This window comes from Aeromonas sp. FDAARGOS 1409 (assembly GCF_019048705.1).
Classification (GTDB): domain Bacteria; phylum Pseudomonadota; class Gammaproteobacteria; order Enterobacterales; family Aeromonadaceae; genus Aeromonas; species Aeromonas sanarellii.
In genome coordinates, this window is sequence record NZ_CP077395.1 from 3462721 (window position 1) to 3487597 (window position 24877).

The following is a 24877-nucleotide window of genomic DNA, read 5'->3' on the forward strand; positions in this document are numbered from 1 at the left end:
GATCACGCCCCCTTGATACCCTTTCATCCGTTCTCGAGAGTCGCCCCTGCGCTGCGTCGGGCGGCATCTCGAACGCGAGACGCACTCCGCTTTGTACCCGACGAGGAAGGAACCCGATGACAAAGCCCCACATCTACGAGACCGGCCTTGGCAAGACTCCCGCCAATTTCGAGGCGCTGACCCCCCTGAGCTTCCTGGCCAGGACGGCCAGCGTCTACCCCGACTACCCGGCGCTGATCCACGGCCCCCTGCGCCAGAGCTGGGCCCAGACCGAGGTGCGCTGCCGCCGGCTCGCCTCGGCCCTGCGCCGCCGCGGCATCGGCGAGGGGGACACCGTTTCCATCGTCGCCCCCAATGTGCCTGCGATGTTCGAGGCCCACTTCGGGGTGCCCATGAGCGGCGCCGTGCTCAACACCATCAACACCCGGCTCGATGCCGACGCCATGGCCTTTATCTTCCAGCATGCCCAGAGCAAGGCGGTGCTGGTGGACCGGGAGTTTGGCGCCGTGGTGCGCAGGGCGCTCTCCCAGATAGACAACCAGCCCCTGGTCATCGCCATCGACGATCCCCTCTACCGGGAGGGGGAGCTCATTGGCGAGCTGGATTACGAGGCCTTTATTGCCGGGGGCAACGGCGATGAGCCCGGCTGGCTGCCCGGGGACGAGTGGCAGGCCATCTCGCTCAACTACACCTCGGGCACCACAGGCAACCCCAAGGGGGTGGTCTATCACCATCGCGGTGCCCACCTCAACGCGGTGAACAACGCCCTCTCCTGGGAGCTGCCCAAGCACAGCGTCTATCTCTGGACCCTGCCGATGTTCCACTGCAACGGCTGGTGCTTCCCCTGGACTTTGGCGGCCACCGCCGGGGTGAGCGTCTGCCTGCGTCACGTGCAGGCGGCGGCCATCTATGAGGCGCTGCACGAGCACAAGGTGACGCATTTTTGCGCCGCCCCCATAGTGCTCAATATGCTCAACAATGCCGATCCGGCCCTCAAGCAGGGACTCGACCACCCCGTCAAGGCGATGACGGCGGGGGCAGCGCCGCCCGCCACCGTGATCGCCGGCATGGAGGCCATGGGGATAGCCGTGACCCATGTCTACGGTCTCACCGAGACCTATGGCCCCTGCGTGGTGTGCGAGCCGCAGCGAAGCTGGGAAGGACAGGACGCCACCACGCTGTCCCGCCTCAAGGCGCGCCAGGGGGTGGCCTCACCACTGCAGGGGGAGATGCGGGTCATCCACCCGGTGAGCGGCGAGCCGGTTCCCCGGGATGGCAAGACCCTGGGGGAGATAGTGCTGCGCGGCAACATCGTCATGAAGGGCTACCTCAAGAATCCGGCGGCGAGCGAGGAGGCGATGGCAGACGGCTGGTTTCGGAGCGGGGATCTCGCGGTCTGGCACCCGGACGGCTATGTGGAGATCAAGGACAGATCCAAGGACATCATCATCTCCGGCGGGGAGAACATCTCCAGCCTGGAGGTGGAGGACGTGCTCTATCGCCACCCGGACGTGGACGAGGCGGCGGTGATCGCCATGCCGGACGAGAAGTGGGGGGAGGTACCCTGCGCCTTCGTCAAGCTCAAGGAGGGCCGCGAGCTCACCCAAGCCGACCTCATCGCGTTCTGCCGCGAGCAGATGGCCCACTTCAAGGCCCCCAAGCGCATCATTTTCACCCCGCTGCCCAAGACCTCCACCGGCAAGGTGCAGAAATTTATGCTGCGCAAGCAGCTGGAGTAGAACGGGAAGTCACAGTCATGTGAAGGTTTAAGCTGGCGCCATATTGCCTCGGGGTGATATGGCGCCAATTCCTATGTTCATCAAACTCTTTTGGATCTCACTCTGGTAATATCCTGCTCAGTATCGGAACAGGAAAACACTATGACGGTTGCAGCATTTGATTGGAGTGAGCCACTTCCATGGGCTGGCCCGGGAGCCATCGACGGAGTGGTGGAGGATTTGGCAGGTGACAGGCTGGACCGCGCTCGCTATGCCGAGTTTTTGAGCAACTATCTGGCGGCAGAGGGCAAGCAGCGCAACTATGTGCTGAACCTCAATGCCGAATGGGGTGCAGGCAAGACCTGGTTTATCAAGCGCTGGTATATGGAACTTAAAGAGTGCTATCCCACCGTTTATATCGACGCCTGGCAGCAGGACTTTTCCGATGATCCCTTGTTGACGGTGATCTCGTCGATTATTGAACAATTGAGAGACGCCACCGGAAATAATGTTGCCGTACCTGATGGCATCAAGTCCAGGCTATTGGGGTTGCTTAAGGTCGGCGGAAAATTGGTGATCAAGTCAGCCATTAAAAAGGCTGGGCTGGAGGATGGTGATTTCTCTTTGGAAAGTGAAGATGCAGATCAGTTAGTTGATACTCTCTGTAGTAATCATAGAGAGCGTTATGAATCTATCCAGTATCTTAAAAAAGAGATCCGGCAATGGGTTGAGGCCGCTGTTTCTGCTAACTTGGATCAATTGGATGACAAAGGTCGTTTGGATTATCCCGCCTTTATTTTGATTGATGAGCTGGATCGCTGTCGTCCCTCCTATGCGGTAGAAATGCTGGAAACCATCAAGCATATCTTCGATATCTCTGGTGTGGTGTTTGTGCTCGCAACGGATACCGAACAACTTCAGCATGCTATCAAGGTAATTTATGGTGAAGGCTTTGATGCGGAGAGCTATCTTGGACGATTTTTTCATAGACGATTTACGTTAGGCAGTATCTCTCGGCGAGAGTTTATTCAACAGACAATAGTAGATAAAGAATTGCATTTTGAGCATGTCAAGGTATGGCCGGAGATAACTGATACCCAAGTATTGGTAAATATATTGACAGCTGTCAGTGATCATTTTTTATTGAGCTTAAGAAAAACAGAGCAAGTGTTGGATAGAACGTTTGCTTCCATCGTGAATTATCAAGGATGCACATTAAATCTGATTTTTCTTGTTTACTTGTTCTCTCTGTGCGAGAAAAACAATGAAGATTATCGCGCTGTAACGGATGGCAAAATGCCTACGACAGATAACCATCCAAAGCTAAAAGGTTTCAATACACTAATGAATGAGTATGGAGAGCAATACTTTCAATGCTTTATAAAAGCAGGAAGTGCCATAGGAAGTTATGTTGAGGATGTCGATTATGAACGATATTTAAATCCATTTAGAGATGGTGAATATATGGTTTCATTAAAGAACGTTTTGCTCATGTCTTATGAAAACCTATTCAAACCGGGTTCAGATGATGAATTTTCTTATCGTTTAATCACGTTGGCAAAAGATTGTGCTAAGCGAATGCGAAATTTGACTGTAGAAGAAAATACTATATTGGCCGAAAAAGAGCTGTCACAGTTGGAGCGACGTTTAGCAACGTATAAGAATTTAGTAGAGCTGGCAGTACACCTTGACTAAATAAAGCCGGGAAATCCCGGCTTTATTATCAGATCACTTGGTGTGGCGCTCATACAGCCGCTGCACCACATCCTTCAGCCCCAGCCCCTCGTTTTGCAGCAGCACGGTCAGGTGATAGAGCAGATCGGCGGATTCGTTGATGAGCTCCTCCCGATCCTTGGCCATGGCGGCCAGGGCCACTTCGACCCCCTCTTCGCCCACCTTCTGGGCGATGCGCTTGGTGCCTTTGCCATAGAGGCTGGCGGTGTAGCTGGTGGCGGGGTCCGCCCCCTTGCGGGCGGCGAGGATCTGCTCGAGCTCGGCGAGGAAACCCAGCGGCGGCAGCGGGTGCTCGTCGAAGCACGACGGGGTGCCCAGGTGGCAGGTGGGGCCCACGGGATCGGCGGCGATGAGCAGGGAGTCCTGATCGCAGTCGGTGGAGATGGCGACGAGTTTGAGCACATGGCCTGAGCTCTCCCCCTTGGTCCAGAGGCGCTGCTTGCTGCGGCTGAAGAAGGTGACCTGGCCGGTGGCCTGGGTCTTCTCCAGCGCCTCTTTGGTCATGAAGCCCTGCATCAGCACCTGGCCGCTCGCGGCGTGCTGGACGATGGCGGGGATCATGCCGTCACACTTGGCCCAGTCCAGGCGCTCGGCCAGCGGCAATGGGTTGTCTACTGCTTGATTATTCACGGATGGCGACTCCTTCGTTTTTCAGCCAGCGTTTCAATTCGGGAATGGGGATGAGGCCCTTGTGGAACACGGAAGCCGCCAGGGCACCGTCCACGTCGGCCAGGGTAAAGGCATCGCGAAAGTGCTCCATGGCACCGGCGCCGCCGGAGGCGATGAGGGGCACCTTGCAGACGGCGCGCACCAGCCTGAGCTGTTCGAGATCATAGCCCTGGCGCATGCCGTCCTGGTTCATCACGTTCAGCACGATTTCGCCGGCACCGCGGCGCTGCACTTCCTGCACCCAGTCGAGGGTGGTCCAGGCGGTGGTGCGGGTGCGGCTCTCGTCGCCGGTGAACTGCTTGACCTGATACTGGCCGAGGGCCGCGTCGAAGTAGGAGTCGATGCCCACCACCACGCACTGCACGCCGAAACGCTCGGCCAGACGGGTGATCAGGGTGGGATCGGCCAGGGCCGGGGAGTTGATGGAGACCTTGTCGGCACCAAATTCCAAGATCTGGCGCGCATCCTCCACGCTCTTGATGCCGCCGGCGACGCAGAAGGGGATGTCGATCACCTCCGCCACCCGGCTCACCCAGCTCTTGTCCACCACCCGCTCGTCGCTCGAGGCGGTGATGTCATAGAAGACCAGCTCGTCGGCCCCCTCGGCGGCGTAGCGGCGGGCGAGTTCGACGATGCCGCCCATCACCTCGTGGTTGCGAAACTGCACGCCCTTGACCACCACGCCATCTTTGACGTCGAGACAGGGGATAATACGCTTTGACAACATGCTCATTGCTCCATGTAAAGCACGGTTAAACAACATCGTTCTGCCGCCGACGCAGGATCTGGCGGCGAATGGGAAAGCGGTCGGCATGCCTCGCGGGATCCTGAAGGGGTAGGGGCAGTCACACGGCTGCCCATCCCCGGGACCCACACTATATGCATGACTTCATTCAGTGGTTCAACCCCTTGTCGCCCTTGATCAGGCCAGGATTGCGCGACGGGGTGTCGGCAAGCGGGGTCAGGTCATCGGGATCGGGCTCGTCCGCAGCCATGTGCTGGCGAAGGGTGAGCAGGGCGGCGTCGAAGTCGAACTCCTTCAACTGCCTGGCCAGGGTCTCGCTTCGAGTGCCCAACATGAGCCGCAGGGGGGCGGCGTATTGCTCGTACAGGGGGATCACCGCGGTGTCGCTCTGCACCAGCAGCGCCTCCATCTGGCGAAGCAGCTGGCGGCGCCACGGGTTGCCGAGGGGCACCAGATCCGTGGCCATGGCCGCCTCTTCGTTCCCCAGTCGTTCGTGCAGGGCGGCAAGCCACCTGTCGATGGTCGACATCAGTTCTGCCGGCGGGGGGGTACCGGCGGCGATCTCCTGCTCCAGCTGCAGGCAGTGCTGCGCCAGCTCCACCGCCCCCAGGGTGCTGGCCACGCCGCGCAGGGTGTGAACCAGGTGGGAGGCGGCGGTCTGGTCCCCGGTCTGTAGATGCTGGCTCAGCAGGACCATGTCCTGATCGTGCTCGCTGGCGAAGTAGCGCAGCAGGGATAGGTACTTCTCCTGATTGCCCTTGAGCACCGCCAGCCCCTGCTGCAGATCCAGCCCGGAGAGTCCCAGCAGGGGGGAGAGGGGGCCCGTTTCTATGCCAGGATCATGCTCCTCATGGCGGAGCCCGGCCACTTTGCCGTCGGGCAGCCACCGCTGCAGGGCCTCAAACAGCTTGGCGGGGGTGACGGGTTTGGGGATGAAGTCGTTCATGCCGGCCGATTCGCTCGCCTTCCTGTCCTCCTCGAAGGCGCTGGCCGTCAGGGCCAGGATGGGAACCTGCTCCCAGCCGGGCAGCGCCCGGATGGCTCGGGTGGCGCTGTAACCGTCCATCAGCGGCATCTGTATGTCCATCAGGATGAGATCGAAGGAGTGCTGCCTGACACGCTCCAGCGCCTCCTGGCCATTGACTGCGGTCTCGATGACGAGGCCGCTGTTGCACAGCAGCTCCAGCACCACCTCGCGGTTGATGGCGTTGTCCTCCACCAGCAATACCCTGGCATGGCCCGGGAAATAGCGCGTCTGCTCCATCTGTTCGAGCAGCGGCGATGGCTGCACCTCCTCCCTGGCCTTGAACAGACGGGCGGTAAACCAGAAGCAGCTCCCCTTGCCCGGGGTGCTGGTGACGCCGACTTCTCCCCCCATCAGGGCCGCGATCCGGCTGGTGATCGCCAGGCCCAGGCCGGTGCCGCCATATTTGCGGGTGGTGGAGACATCGGCCTGCTCGAACGCCTGGAACAGCTTCTCGCGCTGCTCTGGGGTGATGCCGATGCCGGTGTCCTCCACCTCGAAACGCAGCAGATAGCCGGTGGTGAGCGGGCGGGTGACCCGGACCCTGAGGGTGACCGAGCCCTGTTCGGTGAACTTGATGGCGTTGGTCGCGTAGTTGAGCAGCGCCTGGCGCAGCCGGGTGATGTCACCGTGGACCCAGGCCGGGGCATCCCCGATGTCGATCACGATGGCGAGCCCCTTGGCGCGGGCCTGCTCGCTCATCAGGGCGCTGACGTTGTCCAGCATGGCGGTGAGGGAGAAGTCGGTCAGCTCCAGCGCCATCTTGCCCGCATCGATCTTGGAGAGGTCCAGGATGTCGTTGATGATGCTCAGCAGATGCTGGGCGGCGTTGTCTATCTTCTCCAGCCGCTCGTGCTGGATGCGATCCGGCGTGTCGCGCTTGAGCAGATAGGTGAGCCCCAGGATGGCGTTCATGGGGGTGCGGATCTCGTGGCTCATGTTGGCCAGGAAGGCACTCTTGGCGTGATTGGCGCTCTCGGCGCGCTGGTGGGCCAGGGCCAACTGCAGGGTGCGCTCGTTGACCATCTCCTCCAGGTGGTAGCGATACTGGTCCAGCTCCTCGCCGAGCTGCTTCTTCTCGGTGATGTCGGCCTGCACGGTCACATAGTGGGTGATCTCACCGTTCTCCTGGCGGATGGGGGAGACGGTGGCCAGCACCTGGTAGTGGGCACCATCCTTGCGCCGGTTGATGAACTCCCCGTGCCAGCGCTGGCCGTGGTGGATGGCATCCCACAGCGCGACATAGGTGGCATTCGGGGTGAGACCGGAGCGCAGCAGGGAGGGCGTCTGGCCGATCACCTCGCTCTTCTGGTAGCCGCTGGCGGCGAGGAAGGCGGCGTTGACGTACTCGATGCGTGACCGGGTGTCCGTGATGAAGACGCCGTCCGGGCTCTGCTCCAGGGCCAGGGACAACTGGCGCAGCTGCTGCTCGGCCAGCTTGCGCTCCGTGATGTCCAGATGGATGCCAAGGAGGCGGACAGGGCGCTGCTGGGCATCCCGGTAGACGCTCCCCTTGCTCGCCAGCCAGCGCACGTTGCCGTCCGGCAGCAGGATGCGGAACTCGAGCTCGACCGGTGCCCCGCTCACCGCCCGCTCGGCCAGCAACTGCTCGATGCGGGGCCTGTCATCGGGATGCAGGCAGGCCTGCCAGGCGGCGAAATCACCCAGGTCCTGGGCGCTGCGGCCATAGAGGCGGGCACATTCGGGCGAGAAGAAGAGACGGTTGCTGACCATGTCCCACTCCCAGATCCCCACGTGGGCCCCTTCCTGAGCCATCAACAGCCGCTGCTCGCTCTCGCGCAGGGCGCTGCTGATGGTCTCGGCACGCACCCGGGCGCTGATGGCATCGTCCATCAGGTTCAGTGCCGCGAGGCGGGCGCGGCGCTGGGTATCGAGCGCAGCCTGTTGATTGTGCAGCAGTCGCTGCTCGGCCAGCTTGCGCTCCGTGATGTCCTGCACTGTCCCATAGAGCTCGATGATGGTGCCGTCAGGCGCTGTGAGGGCCGCGCCACGGGCGATGACCCAGGCGGATTCCCCCTGCTCGTTGATGATCTCGGCATCGCACTCGTAGGGTTGCCCGTCCCGTCGGCAGCGCTCGACGGCCTGGGCGACGGCGTGCCACCCCTCCTGGGTGAAGTACTTTCTCACCTCGGGATAGACGGCGGGGGGCAGGGCGGGATCGCGGCCGTAGATGCGATAGATCTCCGGCGACCAGAAGTGGCTGTCGTCGGCAATGCGCCAGCGCCAGTTGCCAATCTTGGCCAGCCGCTGGGACTCGCGCAGTATGGCCTCGTTGCGGCGCAGGGCCTCCTCGGTCTCCTTGTTCTGCCGATTGTCCTCAATGATGGAGATGAAGTAGTCGGGTTCTTCGTCGAGGTTCCTCACCAGGGCCACCGTCAGGGTCGTCCAGATGGTCTCTCCCCCCTTGTGCAGGTAGCGCTTTTGCAGGGTGTAGTGGGGGATCTCCCCCGCCAGCACCCGGGCAACATGGGTCTCATCGATGAAGAGATCGTCCGGGTGGGTCAGCTGCTGGAACGTCATCTCGGTGAGCTCGTCGGCCCGGTAGCCCAGCATGTCGCACAAGCGCTGGTTGACCCGCAGCCAGTGACCATCGGGGGAGACCAGGGCGATGCCGACCGCCGCCTGCTCGAAGGTGGCCTGGAAGCGGTTCTCGCTCTGCTGCAGGCGGGACTGGGTGTTCATCAGCTCCTGCCAGTGCAGGATCTCCCGGGCCCGGGCGCTGTGGATGGCGGCACTGAGCAGGCTGACGAGGAGGCCGTTGGCGATGAGGAGCCCCCACTGCACCAGATCCTGGCCCGCCGTAATGCGCAGCTCATTGACGGGGGGCAGCATGAAATAGGTGGTGACCAGGGCGCTGACCAGGGTGCAGAGCAGGCCAGGCAGCAGGCCTCCCAGCAGGGCGCAGATGATGATGGGCAGCATGAAGAGCACCAGCAGCGGGCGCTCTCCGAAGGCGATGGGCAGCTGGATCCGGATCTGCAGCATCAGCAGGGGAAGCAGCACCGCCAGCAGGCAGACGCCCCAGCGTTGGGTAGAGGGGCGAACATGCCAGAGTTGCGACCAGCTCATGATGGGAGATCCTCCGGTGGCGTGGGGGCCTGGGGGTACGGAGGCGGCAGCCCGAGCTGGCGCGAGAGCCCGTTGATCTGGTGCTTGAGCGCCAGCATGGCGAGCTCCCTGTCCACCATCACCTTGTTGAAACGCTCCAGCTCATGGTTCTGCTGGCGCAGCTCGTCGGCCTGGTGGGTCAGGGCCTGTTCGACCTGCTCCCGCTCGGTGACGTCGAGCAGGAGCCCGATCACCGCGGGCTGGCCGCGATAATCGACGCGCCGCCCGTAGAGCTCGACCTCCAGGGCCTCCCCCTGCCGGTGCTGGGCGCTGAAACGGGTGTGGATTTCGCTGTCATCCTGCTCGCACGCCTGTATCAGTTCGGCCACCCTGGCGCTGTCCTTGGGGGCGGCGAGGGCGTGCAGGCTGCCAACGCCGAGCAAGGCCCCGGGTGAATCATAGCCAAACAGCTGGGCAAAGCAGGGATTGATGTAGCAGAGACGCCCCTGCTGGATGATGTAGATGCCGGCGAGGGACTGCTCTACCAGGGCGCGAAACAGCCCCTCCCGCTCGCGCAAGTCGGCCTCTGCCCGCTTGGCGTCCGTGATGTCGCGGGAGATGCCGAAGATGCCGATCACCCGGCCATCGCTGTCTTGCAGCGGCCCCTTGGTGGCGAGGAAGACGCGATCCCCTGAGGGCAGGGTCAGGTACTCCTCCTCGGTCTGTACCCGGTTGCGTTCAATCACCTGGCGGCCGGCGGCCATCAGCATCCGGGCCTGCTGCGGGGGGAAGATGGCCATGTCGTCCTGGCCCAGCATCTCGGCGGCGGATTTGCCGACGAACCGGCTGGCGGCGCGATTGAACAGGATGTACTTGCCCTCCCTGTCCTTGGCAAAGATGGCATCTTCCGAACTGTCGGCGATGGCGGAGAGCAGCTGCAGCGCCTCCAGCCGCTGGGACTGGGAGTGGTGGAGCTGCTCGGCCATCTGCAGCCGGGTGTGCTGGCGCAGCAGGATGACGCCGGCGTTGGTGATGAAGAGCACCAGCAGGCCGATGAGGCCGATCCAGATGCTCTCCTTGAAGGTGGCCTGATAGAGCTCGGCCTTGTCTATCTTGGCCAGCAGATACCAGTCCGTGTTCATCACAGGGTAGACGACGCCAAATACCTCGGTGTCCCGATAATCCTTGCCGGAGAGCACCCGGGATTCGCCCTGACCGGCGTAGAGACGCAGGTACTGGGCGGCCAGCAGGGTCTGGTGGGTGAGGGGGTAGTGCAGGGTGAGGGCCGCGTCATCGGGGCGATAACGCAGGCCACTCAGATAACGCACCTGATCCCCCTGCTGGCGAAACAGCATGGCTTCGCCACTGCTGTCGGGAATGGGCCAGGTGCGAAGGATGCGATCGGCCCAGTCAGTGCCGATGATCTGCAGCGCGATCACGGGGGAAGCCTTGCCCGGGGTGTTCAGGGCGGCCAGAAAATCCAGCCTGGATTGTCCCCGCTCATCGAGGTAGGGGCCCACCCTGAGCACCTTGCCTGCTTCCACCCGGGCCAGGGCATCCTGCAGGGTAGTATTCATGGTGCCGGCCCCCGGGGTGTGCCACAGGGTCTGGGCGGTTGGACCAAACACGGCGGCCCCCTGGAATCCTCGCAGTGAGATGAAGTCCAGCAGCTGTGTCTGCCACTGCGCCTGTTCATGGGATGATGCGGCCGCCAGCCCATCCCGATGCAGGGCGTCATAGCGCGGACTCTCGATGATCTGGCGGACATCCTGCTCGCGGTTGTCGAGCCATTCGGTGATGCGCCTGCTCTTGAGATCGGCGATGGCTTCGAGGCGGGCGACCTCCTTGCTCCGGGTCAGCTCGATGTTCTGGGCAATGGCCATGCCGGTCAGCGCCAGGATGAGCCCGTTGAGCAGCACGAAGGGGAGCCACTGACGCCGGGTGACGCCGGGGGTGACCAGGGCCTGGTCGGTGCGACGGCGCAGCATGGCATAGAGCATGAGCGCTGTGATGAGAATGAAGAGCCAGCCCTTGATGGTGCTGGCGAGGGCGAACTGGGCCGGGGTGCTGAACAGCCACTCCACCGCCTTGTCGGAGAGCAGGATCCACAGGCTCGCCACGGCGGCATAGGTGAGCACCACGTTGAGCACGTGGGCCCGGGTCAGCGGAGGCCGTTCAGCCATGCGCGACCTCGCCGTCATCCCGGTAGCGCTCGGCGATGCTCACGAACTCCTCGAAGTGACGGTCGAAGGCCGCCACCACGTCCGGATCGAAGTGCTGGCCGCTGCCGGAGAGAATGAGGGCGCGCGCCTCCTCATAGGGCATGGCCGGTTTGTAGACCCGGGCACAGATGAGGGCGTCAAACACGTCGGCCAGCGCCATCAGACGGGCAGAAAGGGGGATGGCGTCCCCCTGCAGGGCATCCGGGTAGCCGCTGCCGTCCCACTTCTCGTGGTGCCAGTGGGCGATCTCCTTGGCCAGGGTCAGGAAGGCCAGGGGTTGCTCCATGTCCTGTTCGGCCTGCTCGATGGCGTCGCTGCCGAGCTTGGCGTGGGAGCGCATGACCTGCCACTCCTCCGGGGTCAGCTTGCCCGGCTTGAGCAGGATGTGGTCGGGAATGCCCACCTTGCCGATGTCGTGCAGGGGGGCCGAGCGGCTCAGCAGATCGATGTAGCCCGGGGTCAGGGTATGGACGAAACGGGGGTGATCAGCCAGGGCGCTGGCCAGCAGGTGCACGTACCCCTGGGTGCGCAGTATGTGGTTGCCGGTCTCGGGATCGCGGATCTCCGCCAGGTGGGCGAGGGCGCGGATGGCCACCTGCTGGATCAGATCGTTTTCGGCCATCCGCCTGGCCACTTCGGCTTCCAGGGCCGCATTCTGGTTCTGCAGGCCGTCGCGGGCCTGCTTGGCTTCCAGCTGGGTGCGCACCCTGGCCTGAACGATGATCGGCTTGATGGGCTTGGTGATGTAGTCGACGGCGCCAAGGGAGAGACCGTACTCCTCGCTCTGGGGATCGGCGAGGGCGGTGAGCAGGACCACAGGGATGGTGCTGCCACCCGGGGACTGGCGCAGTTGTCTGAGCACCTCATAACCGTCCATGCCCGGCATCATGACGTCCAGCAGGATGAGATCCGGCTGGGTGTCGCTGCCGACGATGCGCAGGCACTTCTCTCCGCTTTGGGCGGCCAGCACGCGGTAGTGAGGGGAGAGCAGTTCGGTCAGTACCATCAGATTTTCGGGCGAGTCGTCGACAATCAGGATGGTGGCGCTGTGAGGTGTCAACATATGTCTTCCATGACGCTGTCCCTATGGGGTCGAGTATAGAGCCAATTGCTGCCAAATCATAAGGTTCGCACACATCGGGGAAGAGAGGCCCGCCCGTATGGGCAGGCTCTCCCGGTTCACCGGGTCGTGGTGCCCTGGCCCCAGCACAGGATAGCGTCTCTTACGTCGAACTTGCCCTCCAGCAGGGCGCGACCGAGGATGATCCCCTTGACCCCCGAGTCCTTGAGCGCCTCGATGTCGGCCAGGCCACCGATGCCGCCTGAGGCCTGAAAGCCGACGCTCGGGTAGCGGGCACAGAGATCCCGGTAGAGCGCGACATTGGTACCGGCCAGGGTGCCGTCCCGGCTGATGTCGGTGCAGAGCACGTGCTTGAGCCCGGCGGGGAGGAAACGCTCGATCAGGGCTTCGATGGTGACACCGCTGTTCTCCTGCCAGCCCGCCACCGCAATATGGCGATTGCCCTCCTCATCGATGTTGACGTCCAGGGCCAGCACGATGCGCTCGGGGCCGTATTTCTCCATCCAGCTGGCCACCAGCTCCGGAGACTTGACGGCGGTGGAGCCGATCACGACCCGGTTGGCGCCTGCCGCCAGCAGATCGGCCACGTCCTGCTCGGTGCGCACGCCGCCGCCGACCTGCACCGGGGCGTCGGTGGCCGACAGCAGCCGGGTGATCAGGGACAGCTGGCGCGCTTTGGCATCCTTGGCACCGTCCAGATCCACCAGGTGCAATTGCCCCGCCCCCTGGGCGACGTATTCATCGAAGCGGGCCTGGGGGCTGCTGCTGTAGGCGGTCTTCTGGTCGTAGTCCCCCTGATAGAGTCGAACCACCTGACCGTTAATCAAATCAATGGCGGGAATGATCATCCTTGTCACAGCTCCAGAAAGTTTTGCAGTAAACGGGCGCCGGCCGCACCGGATCGCTCCGGGTGGAATTGGGCACCAAAGAAATTGTCGCGGCCCACGATGGCGGTAAAGGGTCGGCCATAGTCGCAGGTGGCCAGGGTCGCCTCGGTCACCTCCAGCGCATAGGAGTGCACGAAGTAGAAGTAGCTGCCGCTGTGGATCCCCTTGAGCAGCGGGTGGGTCTCGTCGTGGGTGATCTGGTTCCAGCCCATGTGGGGCAGGCGCAGATTGCCCACCTCCATCAGCCGGATCTTGCCCGGCACTATGCCGAGGCAGTCGATCTCGCCGCATCCCTGATCCGCTGTGTTCATGCTCTCTTCGGAGGCCTGCGCCAGCATCTGCATGCCGAGGCAAAAGCCCAGCAGCGGCTGTTTGGCGGCGCGAATGAGGGGCACCAGCCCGCGTTCGTTCAAGTTCTTCATGGCGGCCACCGCAGTGCCGACCCCGGGCAGGATCAGCTTGTCGGCCTGCTCGATGTCGACGGCCTTGCTGGAGACCTGGGGCTGCACGCCCAGGCGCTCGAACGCCATCCTGACCGAGGCCAGGTTCGCGCAGCCGGTGTCGATGATGACCAGCTTCTGGTTTGCCATCACAGCACCCCCTTGCTGGAGGGGAGCTCGCTCCCTTCCACCCGGATTGCCTGGCGCAGGGCACGGCCGAAGCCCTTGAACAGCGCCTCCACCTGGTGGTGGGTGTTGCCGCTGCCGACCTTCATCTGCAGGGTGATGGCCATGGCGTCCGAGAGCGAGCGGAAGAAGTGGGGCACCATCTCGGTGGCCATCTCGCCCACGCTGTCGCGGCCAAAGCCGCTCGGGCAGTCGAACACGAAGTAGGGGCGACCGCTGAGATCCAGGGCCGTGGCCACATCCAATTCGGTCAGGGAGGGGGCCTGCTCGTTGCCGCTCGTGGCTTCTGCCGGACGGGGACGGCCGTCGATCACCGCCTGCACCTCGTCCATCGCCAGCACGAAGCCGAAGCGGCCAATGCCGCGCTTGTTGCCAAGGGCCTGGCGCAGGGCCTGGCCCAGCGCCAGCCCGACGTCTTCCACCGTGTGGTGATCGTCGATGTGCAGATCGCCGCTCACCTTGAGCCTGAGGCGAAAGCCCGCGTGGGTCGCTATCTGATCCAGCATGTGATCGAAGAAGCCGATGCCGGTGGCGATCTGGTTGCCGCCGCTCTTGTCGAGATCCACCGCCACCTGGATGCGGGTCTCCTTGGTGTAGCGCTCCACCTCGGCGGTGCGCCCCTTGGAGAGCAACTGATCACGGATGGCGAGCCAGCCACTCTCCTGCGGGTGGTAGCGAATGCCACGGATGCCCATGTTCTCGGCGAGCTGCAGGTCGGTCTGGCGATCGCCAATGACGAAGGAGTTGGCGAAGTCGATGCGACCCGAGGCCAGGTACTCCTTCACCAGGCCCAGGTTGGGCTTGCGGCAGCTGCAGCCGTCGGTGGGGAAGTGGGGGCAGATCAGCACCTGCTCCCAGGTGACGCCCTGGGATTCGAACAGGTGCATCATCAGATCGTGGGGGGGCTGGAAGTTCTCCAGCGGCAGGCTGGCGGTGCCCAGCCCATCCTGGTTGGTCACCATCACCAGCACGTAGCCGGCGGCCTGGAGTTCTCGCAGCACAGGGATCACCATGGGCTCGAAGCGCAGCTTGGCCAGGCTGTCCACCTGCTTGTCGGTGACCGGCTCCTCGATCAGGGTGCCGTCGCGGTCGATAAACAAAAACGGGGTCTTCATCTCTTCTACATCCTTATACGCTGGCGGCAGACGGGGTGGTGGCGGCAACATCGCGCAGCACCTGGAGCACGGCATCCATTTCGCCCTGATAGCCGATGGTGATGCGGATGCTGTTGTCGAGCCCCGGCTTGCTGGAAAAATCTCGCAGTATGATGCCGGCGGCCTTCATGGCGGCGAACACGGCGGCCCCGTCATTGAAGCGCACTAGCACGAAGTTGCCCTTGTCCTCGAACACTTCCTTGACGCAGGGCAGACGGAGCAGTTCGGCCTTGATGATCGCTTTTTGCTTGTTGAGCTCCTGCACCCGCTCCTGCATCAATTCCAGCCCCATGGGGGAGAGCGCCTGGCTTGCTATCTGGGCGATGGGGTCGGGAATGGGGTAGGGGGCGATCACCTTGGCCAGCATGGCGATGACCTCGGGATCCCCCAGGGTGAAGCCGCAGCGGATCCCCGCCAGGGCGAAGGCCTTGGAGAGGGTGCGGGTCACCACCAGGTTGGGGTATTGGGCGAGCAGGTCCACCACGCTCGCCTCCGGACAGAACTCGATATAGGCCTCGTCCACGACGATGATGGCGCGCTCCCGGGCCTTCTCCAGCAGGGCGATGAGCCCCTTGCGGCCCACCAGATCCCCGGTGGGGTTGTTGGGGGAGCAGAGAAACACCAGCTTCACGTCCGACAGCCGATCGGCGATGGCGGGCCAGTCGGGTTGACGGCTCGCGGTGAGCGGCTGCTCCACGATGCCGACGCCGCAGGTCTCGGCGCTGATGGCGTACATGCCGTAGGTGGGCGGACAGATGAGGATCTGATCCTCCCCCGCCTCGCAGAAGGTGCGGATCAAGAGCTCGATGGCCTCGTCGGCCCCGCGGCTCACCAGCACCCGATCCGGGGTCACCCCGGCGTAGGCGGCGTAACTGTTCACCACCTCGGCCGGCTGGCACTCGGGGTAGCGGTTGAGGCGGCTGCCCTCGACGGTGAAGGGGTAGGCCAGCGGCGCCTCGTTGGCGTTGAGCCAGACGTGGCCCTTGCCACCGATGCGGCGGGCGGACTGATAGGGGGTGAGGGCCCGCACCACGCGGCGAGCCAGGTTGGCGATGCTCATGATAAATCCTTTTGCAGTGCGTTCAGTCTGAGGGTAACGGCATTCTTGTGGGCATCGAGCCCTTCCGCCTCGGCGATGCGCTGGACGATGGGGCCCAGGCCGCGGATCCCTTCCGCACTCAGCTCCTGCACCGTGTAGCGGCGCTGATAGTCGGCGAGCCCCAGGCTCGAGCAGGTGCGGGCATAGCCGTAGGTGGGCAGGGTGTGGTTGGTGCCGCTGGCGTAATCGCCGACCGACTCCGGGGTCCATGCGCCGAGGAAGATGGAGCCAGCGTTCTCGAGCTTATCGAGCAAGTCGCGCGGCGCCTCGGTCTGCACAATCAGGTGCTCGGGGGCGTAGGCGTTGGAGATGGCGCAGGCCTCGTCCAGGTTGTCGCAGAGGATCACCAGACTGCTGCCGAGCGCCTGGGTGGAGATGTCGCGGCGGCTGAGCAGCGCCAGCTGCGCCGCCAGCTCCTCTTCGACCACTTTCGCCAACAGCGCAGAGGTGGTCACCAGCACCACCTGGCTGTCGGGGCCGTGCTCGGCCTGGGAGAGCAGATCTGCGGCCACGAAGGCGGGGTTGGCACTGTCGTCGGCGATCACTAGCACCTCGGAGGGGCCGGCGGGCATGTCGATGGCGGCGCCGCGCCAGTCGCGGGAGACCTGGCCCTTGGCCTCGGTCACGTAGGCGTTGCCCGGGCCGAAGATCTTGTCCACCTTGGGGATCGTCTGCGTGCCATAGGCCATGGCCGCGATGGCCTGAGCACCGCCGATGGCGAACACCTGGCGCACGCCGCAGGCGCGGGCGGCGAACAGGATCTCGTCGCTGGCCGGCGACGGGGTGCAGAGCACCACCTCGCGGCAGCCGGCGATGGCTGCTGGAATGGCCAGCATCATCACGGTGGAGGGCAGCGGGGCACTGCCCCCCGGCACGTAGAGGCCGACCCGGCCGATGGGCTGGGTGCGCAGCTCGCACAGGACGCCGGGCTGGGTCTCGACCCGCACGACGGGCTGCACCTGGGCGGCGTGGAAGGTACGGATATTGGCGATGGCGGCCAGGATGGCGCCCTTGATGTCGTCATCCAGTCGGGCACAGGCGGCGTCTATCTCTGCCTCGCTCACCCGCAGTTGCTCGCGGGGGGCGCGCTCGAAGCGCTGGCTAAGCTCGCGCAGCGCCTCATCGCCCCGGGCCCGTACGGAGGCGATGATCTCCCGCACCACGGCGCCGATGTCGGCCTCGTCGCCGAGGGCGGGGCGGGTCAGCACCTCGGCCTGCCGGGCGGGGGAGAGACTCTTCCAGATCAGGGTCTGCATGATGTTGCTTCCTTATTCCATCATCTTCTCGATGGGCAGCACCAGGATGGAGCTGGCCCCCAGGGCCTTGAGCTGCTCCATGGTCTCCCAGAACAGGGTTTCGCTGGAGACGACGTGCAGCGCCACCTGATTGGTCTCGCCGGCGAGCTGCATGATGGTGGGGCGCTCTGCGCCGGGTAGCAGGGAGGTGATGGCGTCGAGCTTGTCTTTCGGGGCGTGCAGCATGATGTACTTGCTCTCGCGGGCCTGCTGCATCCCCTGGATGCGGGGCAGCAGCTTGTCGATGAGCCTCTGCTTGGTGTCGTTCAGGGGGTTGGGAGCCTGCACCAGCACCGCCTTGGAGCGGTAGATCACCTCGACCTCTTTGAGGCCGTTGGCCTCCAGGGTCGCGCCGGTGGAGACCAGATCGCAGATGGCATCGGCCAGGCCCGCGCGCGGCGCCACTTCCACCGAGCCCCCCAGCATCACGCTCTTGAAGCCCAGGCCCTGCTCGTCGAAGAAGCGCTTGAGCAGCCCGGGGTAGGAGGTGGCGATGCGCTTGCCGGCGAGGCTCGCAGGGCCTTGATAGTCCACGTCGTCCGGCACGGCCAGAGAGAGGCGGCAGCCGCCAAAATCGAGCTGTTTGAGGGTCTTGACCTCGGCTGGCAGTCCCTGGGCGGCGCGGATGAGCTGCACCTCTTCCAGCACGTTCTCGCCGATGATGCCGAGATCGACCACCCCTTCCATCACCAGACCCGGAATGTCGTCATCGCGCACCCGCAGGATGTCGATGGGCATGTTCTCCACATGGGCGATGAGGCGCTGCTCCCGCAGGTTGATCTTGAGGCCGCAGCTCTTGAACAGGGCCTGGGAGTCCTGGCTCAGGCGGCCGGACTTTTGCATGGCGATGCGCAGACGTTGTGTTTCCATTGCTCGATTTTCCTTCTAGTCAAAAACGAAAAAACCCTCGGAAGTGGGTGCTTCCGAGGGTTTATGAATCTTGCGGTCCTTTTGGAAGTCACCAGTTAAGTGTCTTCCAGCAGTCAACCTCCTGAAAGACTATTCGGGATGATGATGGTGGTGATGAGTCTTCAGGGTGGTGAACTTCATGATGTAATGAATCCTTTACAAATCAGATGTCGTTGTTGACGCCCGATTTAAACTACCTGCCTTGACGGAAAAAGCAACCGAAAAATGTGATCCGGACGATTAAAGTTGAGAAAACGGTTTTCTGGTCGATAACTAAACGATGAAGAGCCAGAGGAGGCGACATCATGCCCAGCCAGGACCTGTTATTCCCCATCTTGCCCCGCGCGCCCTCGACGCCGAGCCCCGACGACATCAAGCGGGAGGTGACCCAGATCAGCCAGAAGCATCAGCTGCGCAAGATAGGCACCGAGAATGGCGGCGGTGGCGGCCAGCCGCACCAGCAGAGGTATCATCCGGAGCGGCGTGATCAGCCGAAGGTGCAGGAAGATGATCACAAGCCGGACCCCGATCACCAGATCGATCTCTTCGTTTGAACGTATTATCAGTCCCGCTTTCGCCGCGCTTTTGGCATAATGCCCGCTTTTGCTGCGGGACACGCCTTTGACCATCCAGACCCTGTTCAAGCCAGACGGCCCTCTGGCCCGCCACATCGATGGCTTCAAGGCCCGCGCGCCGCAACTGGAGATGGCCGAGGCGGTGGCGCGCGCCATCCGGCACGGTGGTCGCCTGCTGGTGGAGGCGGGCACGGGCACCGGCAAGACCTACGCCTACCTGGTGCCGGCACTGGAGTCCGGCAAGCGGATCGTCATCAGCACGGGCTCCAAGAACCTGCAGGAGCAGCTCTTCTACCGGGATCTCCCCACCATCACGGGGGCGCTCGACTACACGCGGCCTGTGGCCCTGCTCAAGGGGCGCAGCAACTACCTGTGCATCGAGCGGATGAACCGCCTGCTCGCCGAATCCCACCTGCAAAAGCCCGACGTGCTCAATGATCTGGTCAAGGTGAAGTCCTGGTCCACCACCACGGACAATGGCGATGTGGGGGACATTCCGGGGCTGCAGGAGAATGCCGAGATCCTCCCCCATGTCACCAGCACCAACGAGAACTGCCTGGGCCGCGACTGTCCCTACTATGACGACTGCCATCTGGTGGTGGCCCGCCGCCGCGCCATGGAGGCCCAGGTGGTGGTGATCAACCATCACCTCTTCTTCGCCGACATGGCGGTGAAAGACACCGGTTTTGGCGAGCTGGTGCCCGAGGCGCAGGTCTATGTGTTCGACGAGGCGCACCAGCTGCCCGAGATCGCCAGCAACTACTTCGGCAAGTCGGTGGGCAGCCGCACCATCCAGGATCTGGCTCAGGACATCCAGTTGGCTTATCGGGCCGAGGCTCACGACATGGCCCAGCTCGGCAAGGCGGCGGACCGGCTCGCCATCGCCAGCCAGGATCTGCGTCTGGCCTTCGGCGTGGAGGGGGGGCGCGGCAACACCCGAGACCTGCTGCGCCAGCCGCTCTGGGCCCAGGCGCTGGCTCGCCTCAACGACGCGCTCGGGCTCTGCTACGAGGTGCTGAAACTGGCGCTGGGGCGTGGCGAGCAGCTCGACCACTGTTTCGAGCGCATCAGCGAGCTGCGCACCCGGCTTGGGGAGGTGCTGGCCATCAACCAGACCGGTTTCTCCTACTGGTACGACTGTTCGCGCCTGCACTTCACCCTGAGCCTCACCCCGCTCTCGGTGGCCGAGCGCTTTGGCGCCGAGGTCCTTCGCCCCGAGGTGGCCTGGATCTTCACCTCCGCCACCCTGACGGTGGACAATCGCTTCGATCACTTTGTGGCCGAGATGGGGCTGGCCGGCAGTGCCGAGCTCATCCTCGACAGCCCGTTCGATTATGCCGAGCAGGCGCGGCTATGCGTGCCTCGTTTCTTGCCCGAGCCCAATGCCTTCGGGCGGGGGGAGCAACTGGCCACCCTGATGATCCCGCTCATCAACAAGACGCCGGGGGGCTGTTTCTTCCTCTGCACCAGCCATCAGGTGATGCGGCAGGTGGCAGAGGTGCTGCGCCGGGAGATAGGCCGCACCGTCTTGTTGCAGGGGGAGGACAACAAGCAGCGGCTGCTCAAGACCTTCGTGGAGAACGGCCGCGCCGTGCTGGTGGCCACCAGCAGCTTCTGGGAGGGGATAGACGTGCGGGGGGCCGCATTGTCCTGTGTTATCATCGACAAGCTGCCCTTTGCGAGCCCGGATGATCCCCAGCTCAAGGCGCGGGTGGAGGATTGCAGGCTCAAGGGGGGAGATCCCTTCGCCGAACTTCAACTGCCCAAGGCGGTGATTGCGCTCAAGCAGGGGGTCGGGCGGCTCATTCGTGATCGCAGTGATCACGGGGTTCTTGTTATCTGTGATCCCCGGGTGGTCAACAAGCCCTACGGCGCCACCTTCATCAAGAGCCTGCCCGCCATCCCAAGGACCCGGGAGCTGGCGAGCCTGGGAGACTTTTTCGGACCACGGGAGTGAGTCCACCGTGCCGGGAACTCGTCCCGGCCAGTGCATGACGGCAGGCCAAGGCCATGCTGACGATTTAACTGATTGATGTGAAGAGAATAAAAAAGAATGGATGAGTTGAAGATCCTGGCCGTTGATACTGCCACCGAAGCCTGCTCCGCTGCACTCATGGTGGGCGACAAGGTGTTCTCCCGCTGGGAGGAGGCGCCGCGGGATCACACCCGCAAGATCCTGCCCATGGTTCAGGCTGTGTTAGCCGACGCCGGTCTATCGTTGGAGCAACTCGACGCCATCGCCTTCGGGCGGGGACCGGGCTCCTTCACCGGGGTGCGGATCGGGATCAGCGTGGCCCAGGGGCTTGCCTTTGGGGCCGGCGTGCCGCTCATCGGCATCTCCACCCTGGCGGCCATGGCTCAGGGGGCTCACCGTCTGGAAGGGGCCGAGCGGGTGCTGGCCGCCATCGATGCGCGCATGGACGAGGTCTACTTCGGCCACTACGAGTGGCAGGGCGACACGATGCAACTGGTGGGGGAGGAGGTGGTAAGCCACCCTGGCGCACTGGCTGAGGCCCGTGGCACGCTGAACGGGCGTGTTGCCTGTGTCGGCACCGGCTTTGAGACCTATGGCGAGACGCTCGACGATCTGGCCGAGGTCCTGGTGACGAGCCAGGTGCGCTTCCCGGCGGCGCTCGACATGCTGCCCCTGGCAAGCAAAGCCTGGCTGGCGGGGGAGGCGGTGCCGGTGGAGCAGGCCACACCGGTATATTTGCGCGACAAGGTGACCTGGAAAAAACTGCCGGGTCGCGAGTGAGAGCGAACTGCTAGCCGCCCTCGAGGCCATGAGGGCGGATAAGGAGAGGCGAATGATGAAATCCGTGATCATGCTGGCGGGGCTGCTGCTGGCGGGCTGCAGCTCGGTGCCCAGGGAGCTGGTCTATGAGCCGGAAAACCAGCTGGTGGCCTATCAACCCGCCCTGCAGGGGATGGAGGGCAAGCCTGCGCGCTGGAGCGGGGTCATCTCGGCGGTGCACAACGAACAGGATCAGAGCGTGGTGGAGGTGGTCTATCTGCCGCTCAAGGCCAACGGGGTGCCGACCCAGACCGAGCAGAGCCCGGGGCGCTTCCTCGCCGTCATGAAGGGCTTTGTCGATCCGACGCTCTACGCCAAGGGGCGCAGCCTGACGGTGCTCGGCACCCTGGACAAGCCGGTGGACAGCCAGATAGGGGAGCACAAGTATCGTTTCTCCGTGCTCAAGGTGACCGCCAGCAAGCTGTGGCCACCGGTGAAGGAGGTGGAGATCCGCTACGTGGACCCCTACTTCTACGACCCCTTCTATGATCCCTTCTGGCCAAGGCGCCACTACTCCCGCTGGTGATGATGACAGAGCGCTTCATCACCCTGGCGGACGGGCGGCGCATCGCGCTGCTGGACAACGGTCGGCAGGGCAGGCCGCTGCTCGTCGCCCTGCACGGCTGGCTCGACAACGGCGCAAGCTTTCTGCCCCTGGCGCCTCATCTTGAGGCATTTCACCTCGTCTGTATCGATCTGCCGGGGCACGGCCATTCGGATCACAAGGTGACCCCCTATGTCTTCGTTGACTGGCTGGACGATCTCCACCAGATCGTGCAGGTCGCAGGCTGGTCGCGCTTCATCCTGCTGGGGCACTCCCTGGGAGCGCTGATCGCCAGTGCCTATGCCGGGGTCTTTCCCGAGCAGGTGGCGCGCCTCATCCTGCTGGAGGGGCTCGGGCCGCTGAGCCAGCCCGACGAAGAGGTGCCCGGGCAACTGCGCCGCGCCATTCTCAATCGCAGCCGCACTCGCGAGCGCGCGTCCGGTGGGTTTGCCTCCCTCGACGAGGCGGTGGCGGCCCGCTGCAAGGTGGCTGACATCTCCCCGGCGGCGGCGCGCCTTATCTGTGAGCGTCAGTTGGAGGAGCGGGAAGGGCGCTGGCATTGGCGCAGCGATCCCCGTCTGCGGGATCTCTCGCCGCTGCGCATGAGCGAAGGGCAGGCCCAGGCGCTGATCCGGGCCATCGCCTGTCCCGTGCTGTTCATCCGGGGGGAACAGGGTTTCCCCGGGCTGCTGGCGCAATGGCAGTTGCGGGGGCCGCTCTTTGGCCAGATTGAAATGGTGCAGGTGGCGGGAAATCACCATTTCCACATGGAAAATTCGGCACAAACCGCCGTTTATATCGAAAAGTTCAGTCATATCCGGTAGGATCGCCGGCTTTGAATCATGTCAGGTTTGCTTTCTTCCTCACACTTCCCGTTGTTAATTCGCTGTTAATCAATGTTGCCTTATGTAAATATGTGCGGCATTAGAGCATGAGCTTAAAACAACTGATTGAAATGGATGTGACAGGGACGGAGGCAACACAGTGAGCGCACAGGTGCGAGTTATGCAGGAGAAGTTCGTGGAAAGAGTCTGGCTGAAGCGTTATCCAGAAGGGGTGCCCGCCGAGATCAATCCAGACCAATACGGCTCCCTGGTCGAGATGTTTGAAGAGTCGGTGACCCAGTTTGCCGACCAGCCCGCCTTCGTCAACATGGGGCAGACCATTACCTATCGCCGGCTGGAGGAGCAGTCCCGTGCCTTTGCCGCCTATCTGCAGAACGAGCTCAAGCTCGGCAAGGGCGACAGGGTGGCGGTGATGATGCCGAACCTGCTGCAATACCCCATCGCCGTGTTCGGCATACTGCGGGCCGGCATGACGGTGGTGAACGTCAACCCCCTCTATACCCCGCGCGAGCTGGAGCACCAGCTCAACGACTCCGGCGCCAAGGCCATCGTCATCGTCTCCAACTTCGCCCATACCCTGGAGAAGGTGGTCTACGACACCCCGGTCAAGCACGTGATCCTGACCCGCATGGGGGACAACCTCGGCCTGGCCAAGGGCACGCTAGTCAACTTCGTGGTGAAATACGTCAAGAAGCTGGTGCCCAAATACAACCTGCCCCATGCCAGCACCATGCGCCAGGCGCTCGCCAAGGGGCGCTATCTGCAGTACATCAAGCCGGAGATCAGCAACCAGGACATCGCCTTCCTGCAATACACCGGCGGCACCACGGGTCTCTCCAAGGGGGCCATGCTGACCCACCGCAACATGATTGCGAACGTGGAGCAGTGCCTCGGCGTTTACGGTCCCGTGCTGGAGCGGGGCAAGGAGTTTGTGGTCACGGCGCTGCCGCTCTACCACGTGTTCGCCCTCACCGTGAACTGTCTGCTGTTCATGCGCCTGGGTGGCTATAACCTGCTCATCAGCAATCCCCGCGACATCCCGGGCTTCGTCAAGGAGATCAAGAAGTACCCCTTCACCTGCATCACCGGGGTCAACACCCTGTTCAACGCCCTGGTCAACAACGACGAGTTCAAGGGCATGGATTTTGCCAAGCTCAAGCTCACCATAGGCGGCGGCATGGCGGTGCAGCGGGCGGTGGCCGAGCAGTGGAAGGCGCTGACCCTCACCCCGCTGCTGGAAGGCTATGGCCTGACCGAGTGCTCCCCCCTGGTGAGCGTCTGCCCCTACGATCTGGTGGACTACAACGGCTCCATCGGCCTGCCGGTTTGCTCCACCGAGATCCGGCTGGTGGATGACGAGGGGAACCTCGTCACCCAGAGCGGCACCCCCGGCGAGATGCAGGTACGCGGCCCCCAGGTGATGACCGGCTACTGGCAGCGCCCGGAGGCCACCGCCGAGGTGATGCAGGATGGCTGGCTCTGCACCGGCGACATCGCGGTGTGCGACGAGCAGGGCTTCTTCAAGATCGTGGATCGCAAGAAGGACATGATCCTGGTCTCCGGCTTCAACGTCTATCCGAACGAGATCGAAGACGTGGTGGCGCTCCACCCCAAGGTGCTGGAAGTGGCCGCCGTCGGCGTGCCGAACCCGGTCTCCGGCGAGCAGGTCAAGATCTTCGTGGTCAAGAAAGATGCGGCGCTTGCAGAGAACGAGATAATTGCCCACTGCCGCAAACATCTGACTGCCTATAAGGTGCCGAAACTGGTAGAATTTCGCGACGAACTTCCCAAGACCAACGTGGGCAAGATCCTGCGCCGCGTGCTGCGCGACGAGGAGATTGCCAAGCAGTAACCGGCATGCACTGCTCTGCAGTCACGCGCTGTCGT

At 63.3% G+C, this 24877-nt stretch carries 19 protein-coding genes and 1 other annotated feature; of the genes, 8 read left to right on the forward strand and 11 right to left on the reverse strand.

The features are described from left to right. Positions 1-116: 116 nt before the first annotated feature. Together I6L39_RS16255 and I6L39_RS16260 are read left to right on the forward strand one after the other, a co-directional pair. Entirely contained in the window at positions 117-1739 is a 1623-nt protein-coding gene (locus I6L39_RS16255; RefSeq protein WP_216990233.1) for an acyl-CoA synthetase, read from the forward strand. 141 nt (positions 1740-1880) lie between these two features. Further along, positions 1881-3413, forward strand: a complete 1533-nt coding sequence (locus tag I6L39_RS16260) for a P-loop NTPase fold protein (RefSeq protein ID WP_216990234.1) — start codon at positions 1881-1883, stop codon at positions 3411-3413. Between the two features lie 33 nt (positions 3414-3446). Here the strand turns inward: I6L39_RS16260 and hisIE are convergent, their stop codons facing one another. The 11 genes from hisIE to hisG all read right to left on the reverse strand — a co-directional run bounded on the left by hisIE (position 3447) and on the right by hisG (position 18193). After that, on the reverse strand, positions 3447-4082 hold the full coding sequence (hisIE, locus tag I6L39_RS16265) for a bifunctional phosphoribosyl-AMP cyclohydrolase/phosphoribosyl-ATP diphosphatase HisIE (protein WP_216990235.1): 636 nt from the start codon (positions 4080-4082) through the stop codon (positions 3447-3449). Beyond that, positions 4075-4848, reverse strand: coding sequence for an imidazole glycerol phosphate synthase subunit HisF (gene hisF, locus I6L39_RS16270; protein WP_042078718.1), 774 nt, complete (start codon positions 4846-4848; stop codon positions 4075-4077). Before hisF ends, hisIE begins: the two co-directional genes overlap by 8 nt. 166 nt (positions 4849-5014) lie before the next feature. Beyond that, positions 5015-8983, reverse strand: a complete 3969-nt coding sequence (locus I6L39_RS16275) for a PAS domain S-box protein (protein WP_216991821.1) — start codon at positions 8981-8983, stop codon at positions 5015-5017. Beyond that, positions 8977-11142 (reverse strand): PAS domain S-box protein, encoded by a 2166-nt coding sequence (locus tag I6L39_RS16280; protein WP_216990236.1) that lies wholly within the window; start codon positions 11140-11142, stop codon positions 8977-8979. The genes I6L39_RS16275 and I6L39_RS16280 overlap by 7 nt, the downstream gene beginning before the upstream one ends. Continuing rightward, complete coding sequence (locus I6L39_RS16285) at positions 11135-12244, reverse strand: two-component system response regulator (RefSeq protein ID WP_216990237.1); 1110 nt, start codon at positions 12242-12244, stop codon at positions 11135-11137. The genes I6L39_RS16280 and I6L39_RS16285 overlap by 8 nt, the downstream gene beginning before the upstream one ends. 116 nt (positions 12245-12360) lie before the next feature. Next, entirely contained in the window at positions 12361-13110 is a 750-nt protein-coding gene (gene hisA / locus I6L39_RS16290; RefSeq protein WP_216990238.1) for a 1-(5-phosphoribosyl)-5-[(5-phosphoribosylamino)methylideneamino]imidazole-4-carboxamide isomerase, read from the reverse strand. 5 nt (positions 13111-13115) lie between these two features. After that, positions 13116-13739, reverse strand: a complete 624-nt coding sequence (hisH, locus tag I6L39_RS16295; RefSeq protein ID WP_216990239.1) for an imidazole glycerol phosphate synthase subunit HisH — start codon at positions 13737-13739, stop codon at positions 13116-13118. Continuing rightward, a complete protein-coding gene (hisB, locus tag I6L39_RS16300; RefSeq protein ID WP_216990240.1) occupies positions 13739-14890 on the reverse strand; it encodes a bifunctional histidinol-phosphatase/imidazoleglycerol-phosphate dehydratase HisB in 1152 nt (383 codons plus the stop codon). The genes hisH and hisB overlap by 1 nt, the downstream gene beginning before the upstream one ends. A gap of 13 nt (positions 14891-14903) precedes the next feature. After that, complete coding sequence (gene hisC, locus I6L39_RS16305; RefSeq protein WP_216990241.1) at positions 14904-15989, reverse strand: histidinol-phosphate transaminase; 1086 nt, start codon at positions 15987-15989, stop codon at positions 14904-14906. Beyond that, positions 15986-17284, reverse strand: coding sequence for a histidinol dehydrogenase (gene hisD / locus I6L39_RS16310; RefSeq protein ID WP_216990242.1), 1299 nt, complete (start codon positions 17282-17284; stop codon positions 15986-15988). The genes hisC and hisD overlap by 4 nt, the downstream gene beginning before the upstream one ends. A 12-nt stretch (positions 17285-17296) precedes the next feature. After that, complete coding sequence (gene hisG, locus I6L39_RS16315) at positions 17297-18193, reverse strand: ATP phosphoribosyltransferase (protein WP_216990243.1); 897 nt, start codon at positions 18191-18193, stop codon at positions 17297-17299. Positions 18194-18222: 29 nt separating this feature from the next. After that, positions 18223-18347 (reverse strand) — a sequence feature (His leader region). Between the two features lie 190 nt (positions 18348-18537). Between hisG and I6L39_RS16320 the strand changes: the two genes are divergently transcribed. The 6 genes from I6L39_RS16320 to fadD all read left to right on the forward strand — a co-directional run bounded on the left by I6L39_RS16320 (position 18538) and on the right by fadD (position 24842). Next, the gene (locus I6L39_RS16320; protein WP_216990244.1) at positions 18538-18786 is read left to right on the forward strand and encodes a hypothetical protein; all 249 of its coding nucleotides are present in this window, start codon (positions 18538-18540) and stop codon (positions 18784-18786) included. A 67-nt stretch (positions 18787-18853) separates the two neighbouring features. Beyond that, on the forward strand, positions 18854-20764 hold the full coding sequence (locus I6L39_RS16325; RefSeq protein WP_216990245.1) for an ATP-dependent DNA helicase: 1911 nt from the start codon (positions 18854-18856) through the stop codon (positions 20762-20764). A 96-nt stretch (positions 20765-20860) separates the two neighbouring features. After that, positions 20861-21562, forward strand: a complete 702-nt coding sequence (gene tsaB / locus I6L39_RS16330) for a tRNA (adenosine(37)-N6)-threonylcarbamoyltransferase complex dimerization subunit type 1 TsaB (protein ID WP_209792263.1) — start codon at positions 20861-20863, stop codon at positions 21560-21562. 52 nt (positions 21563-21614) lie between these two features. Next, a complete protein-coding gene (locus I6L39_RS16335) occupies positions 21615-22127 on the forward strand; it encodes a Slp family lipoprotein (RefSeq protein WP_042078700.1) in 513 nt (170 codons plus the stop codon). Next, entirely contained in the window at positions 22127-22969 is an 843-nt protein-coding gene (locus I6L39_RS16340) for an alpha/beta fold hydrolase (protein ID WP_209792265.1), read from the forward strand. The genes I6L39_RS16335 and I6L39_RS16340 overlap by 1 nt, the downstream gene beginning before the upstream one ends. 196 nt (positions 22970-23165) lie before the next feature. Further along, positions 23166-24842: a long-chain-fatty-acid--CoA ligase FadD gene (gene fadD / locus I6L39_RS16345; protein ID WP_084203006.1), complete on the forward strand. Its 1677-nt coding sequence runs from the start codon at positions 23166-23168 to the stop codon at positions 24840-24842. The last annotated feature ends 35 nt before the right edge of the window (positions 24843-24877 follow it).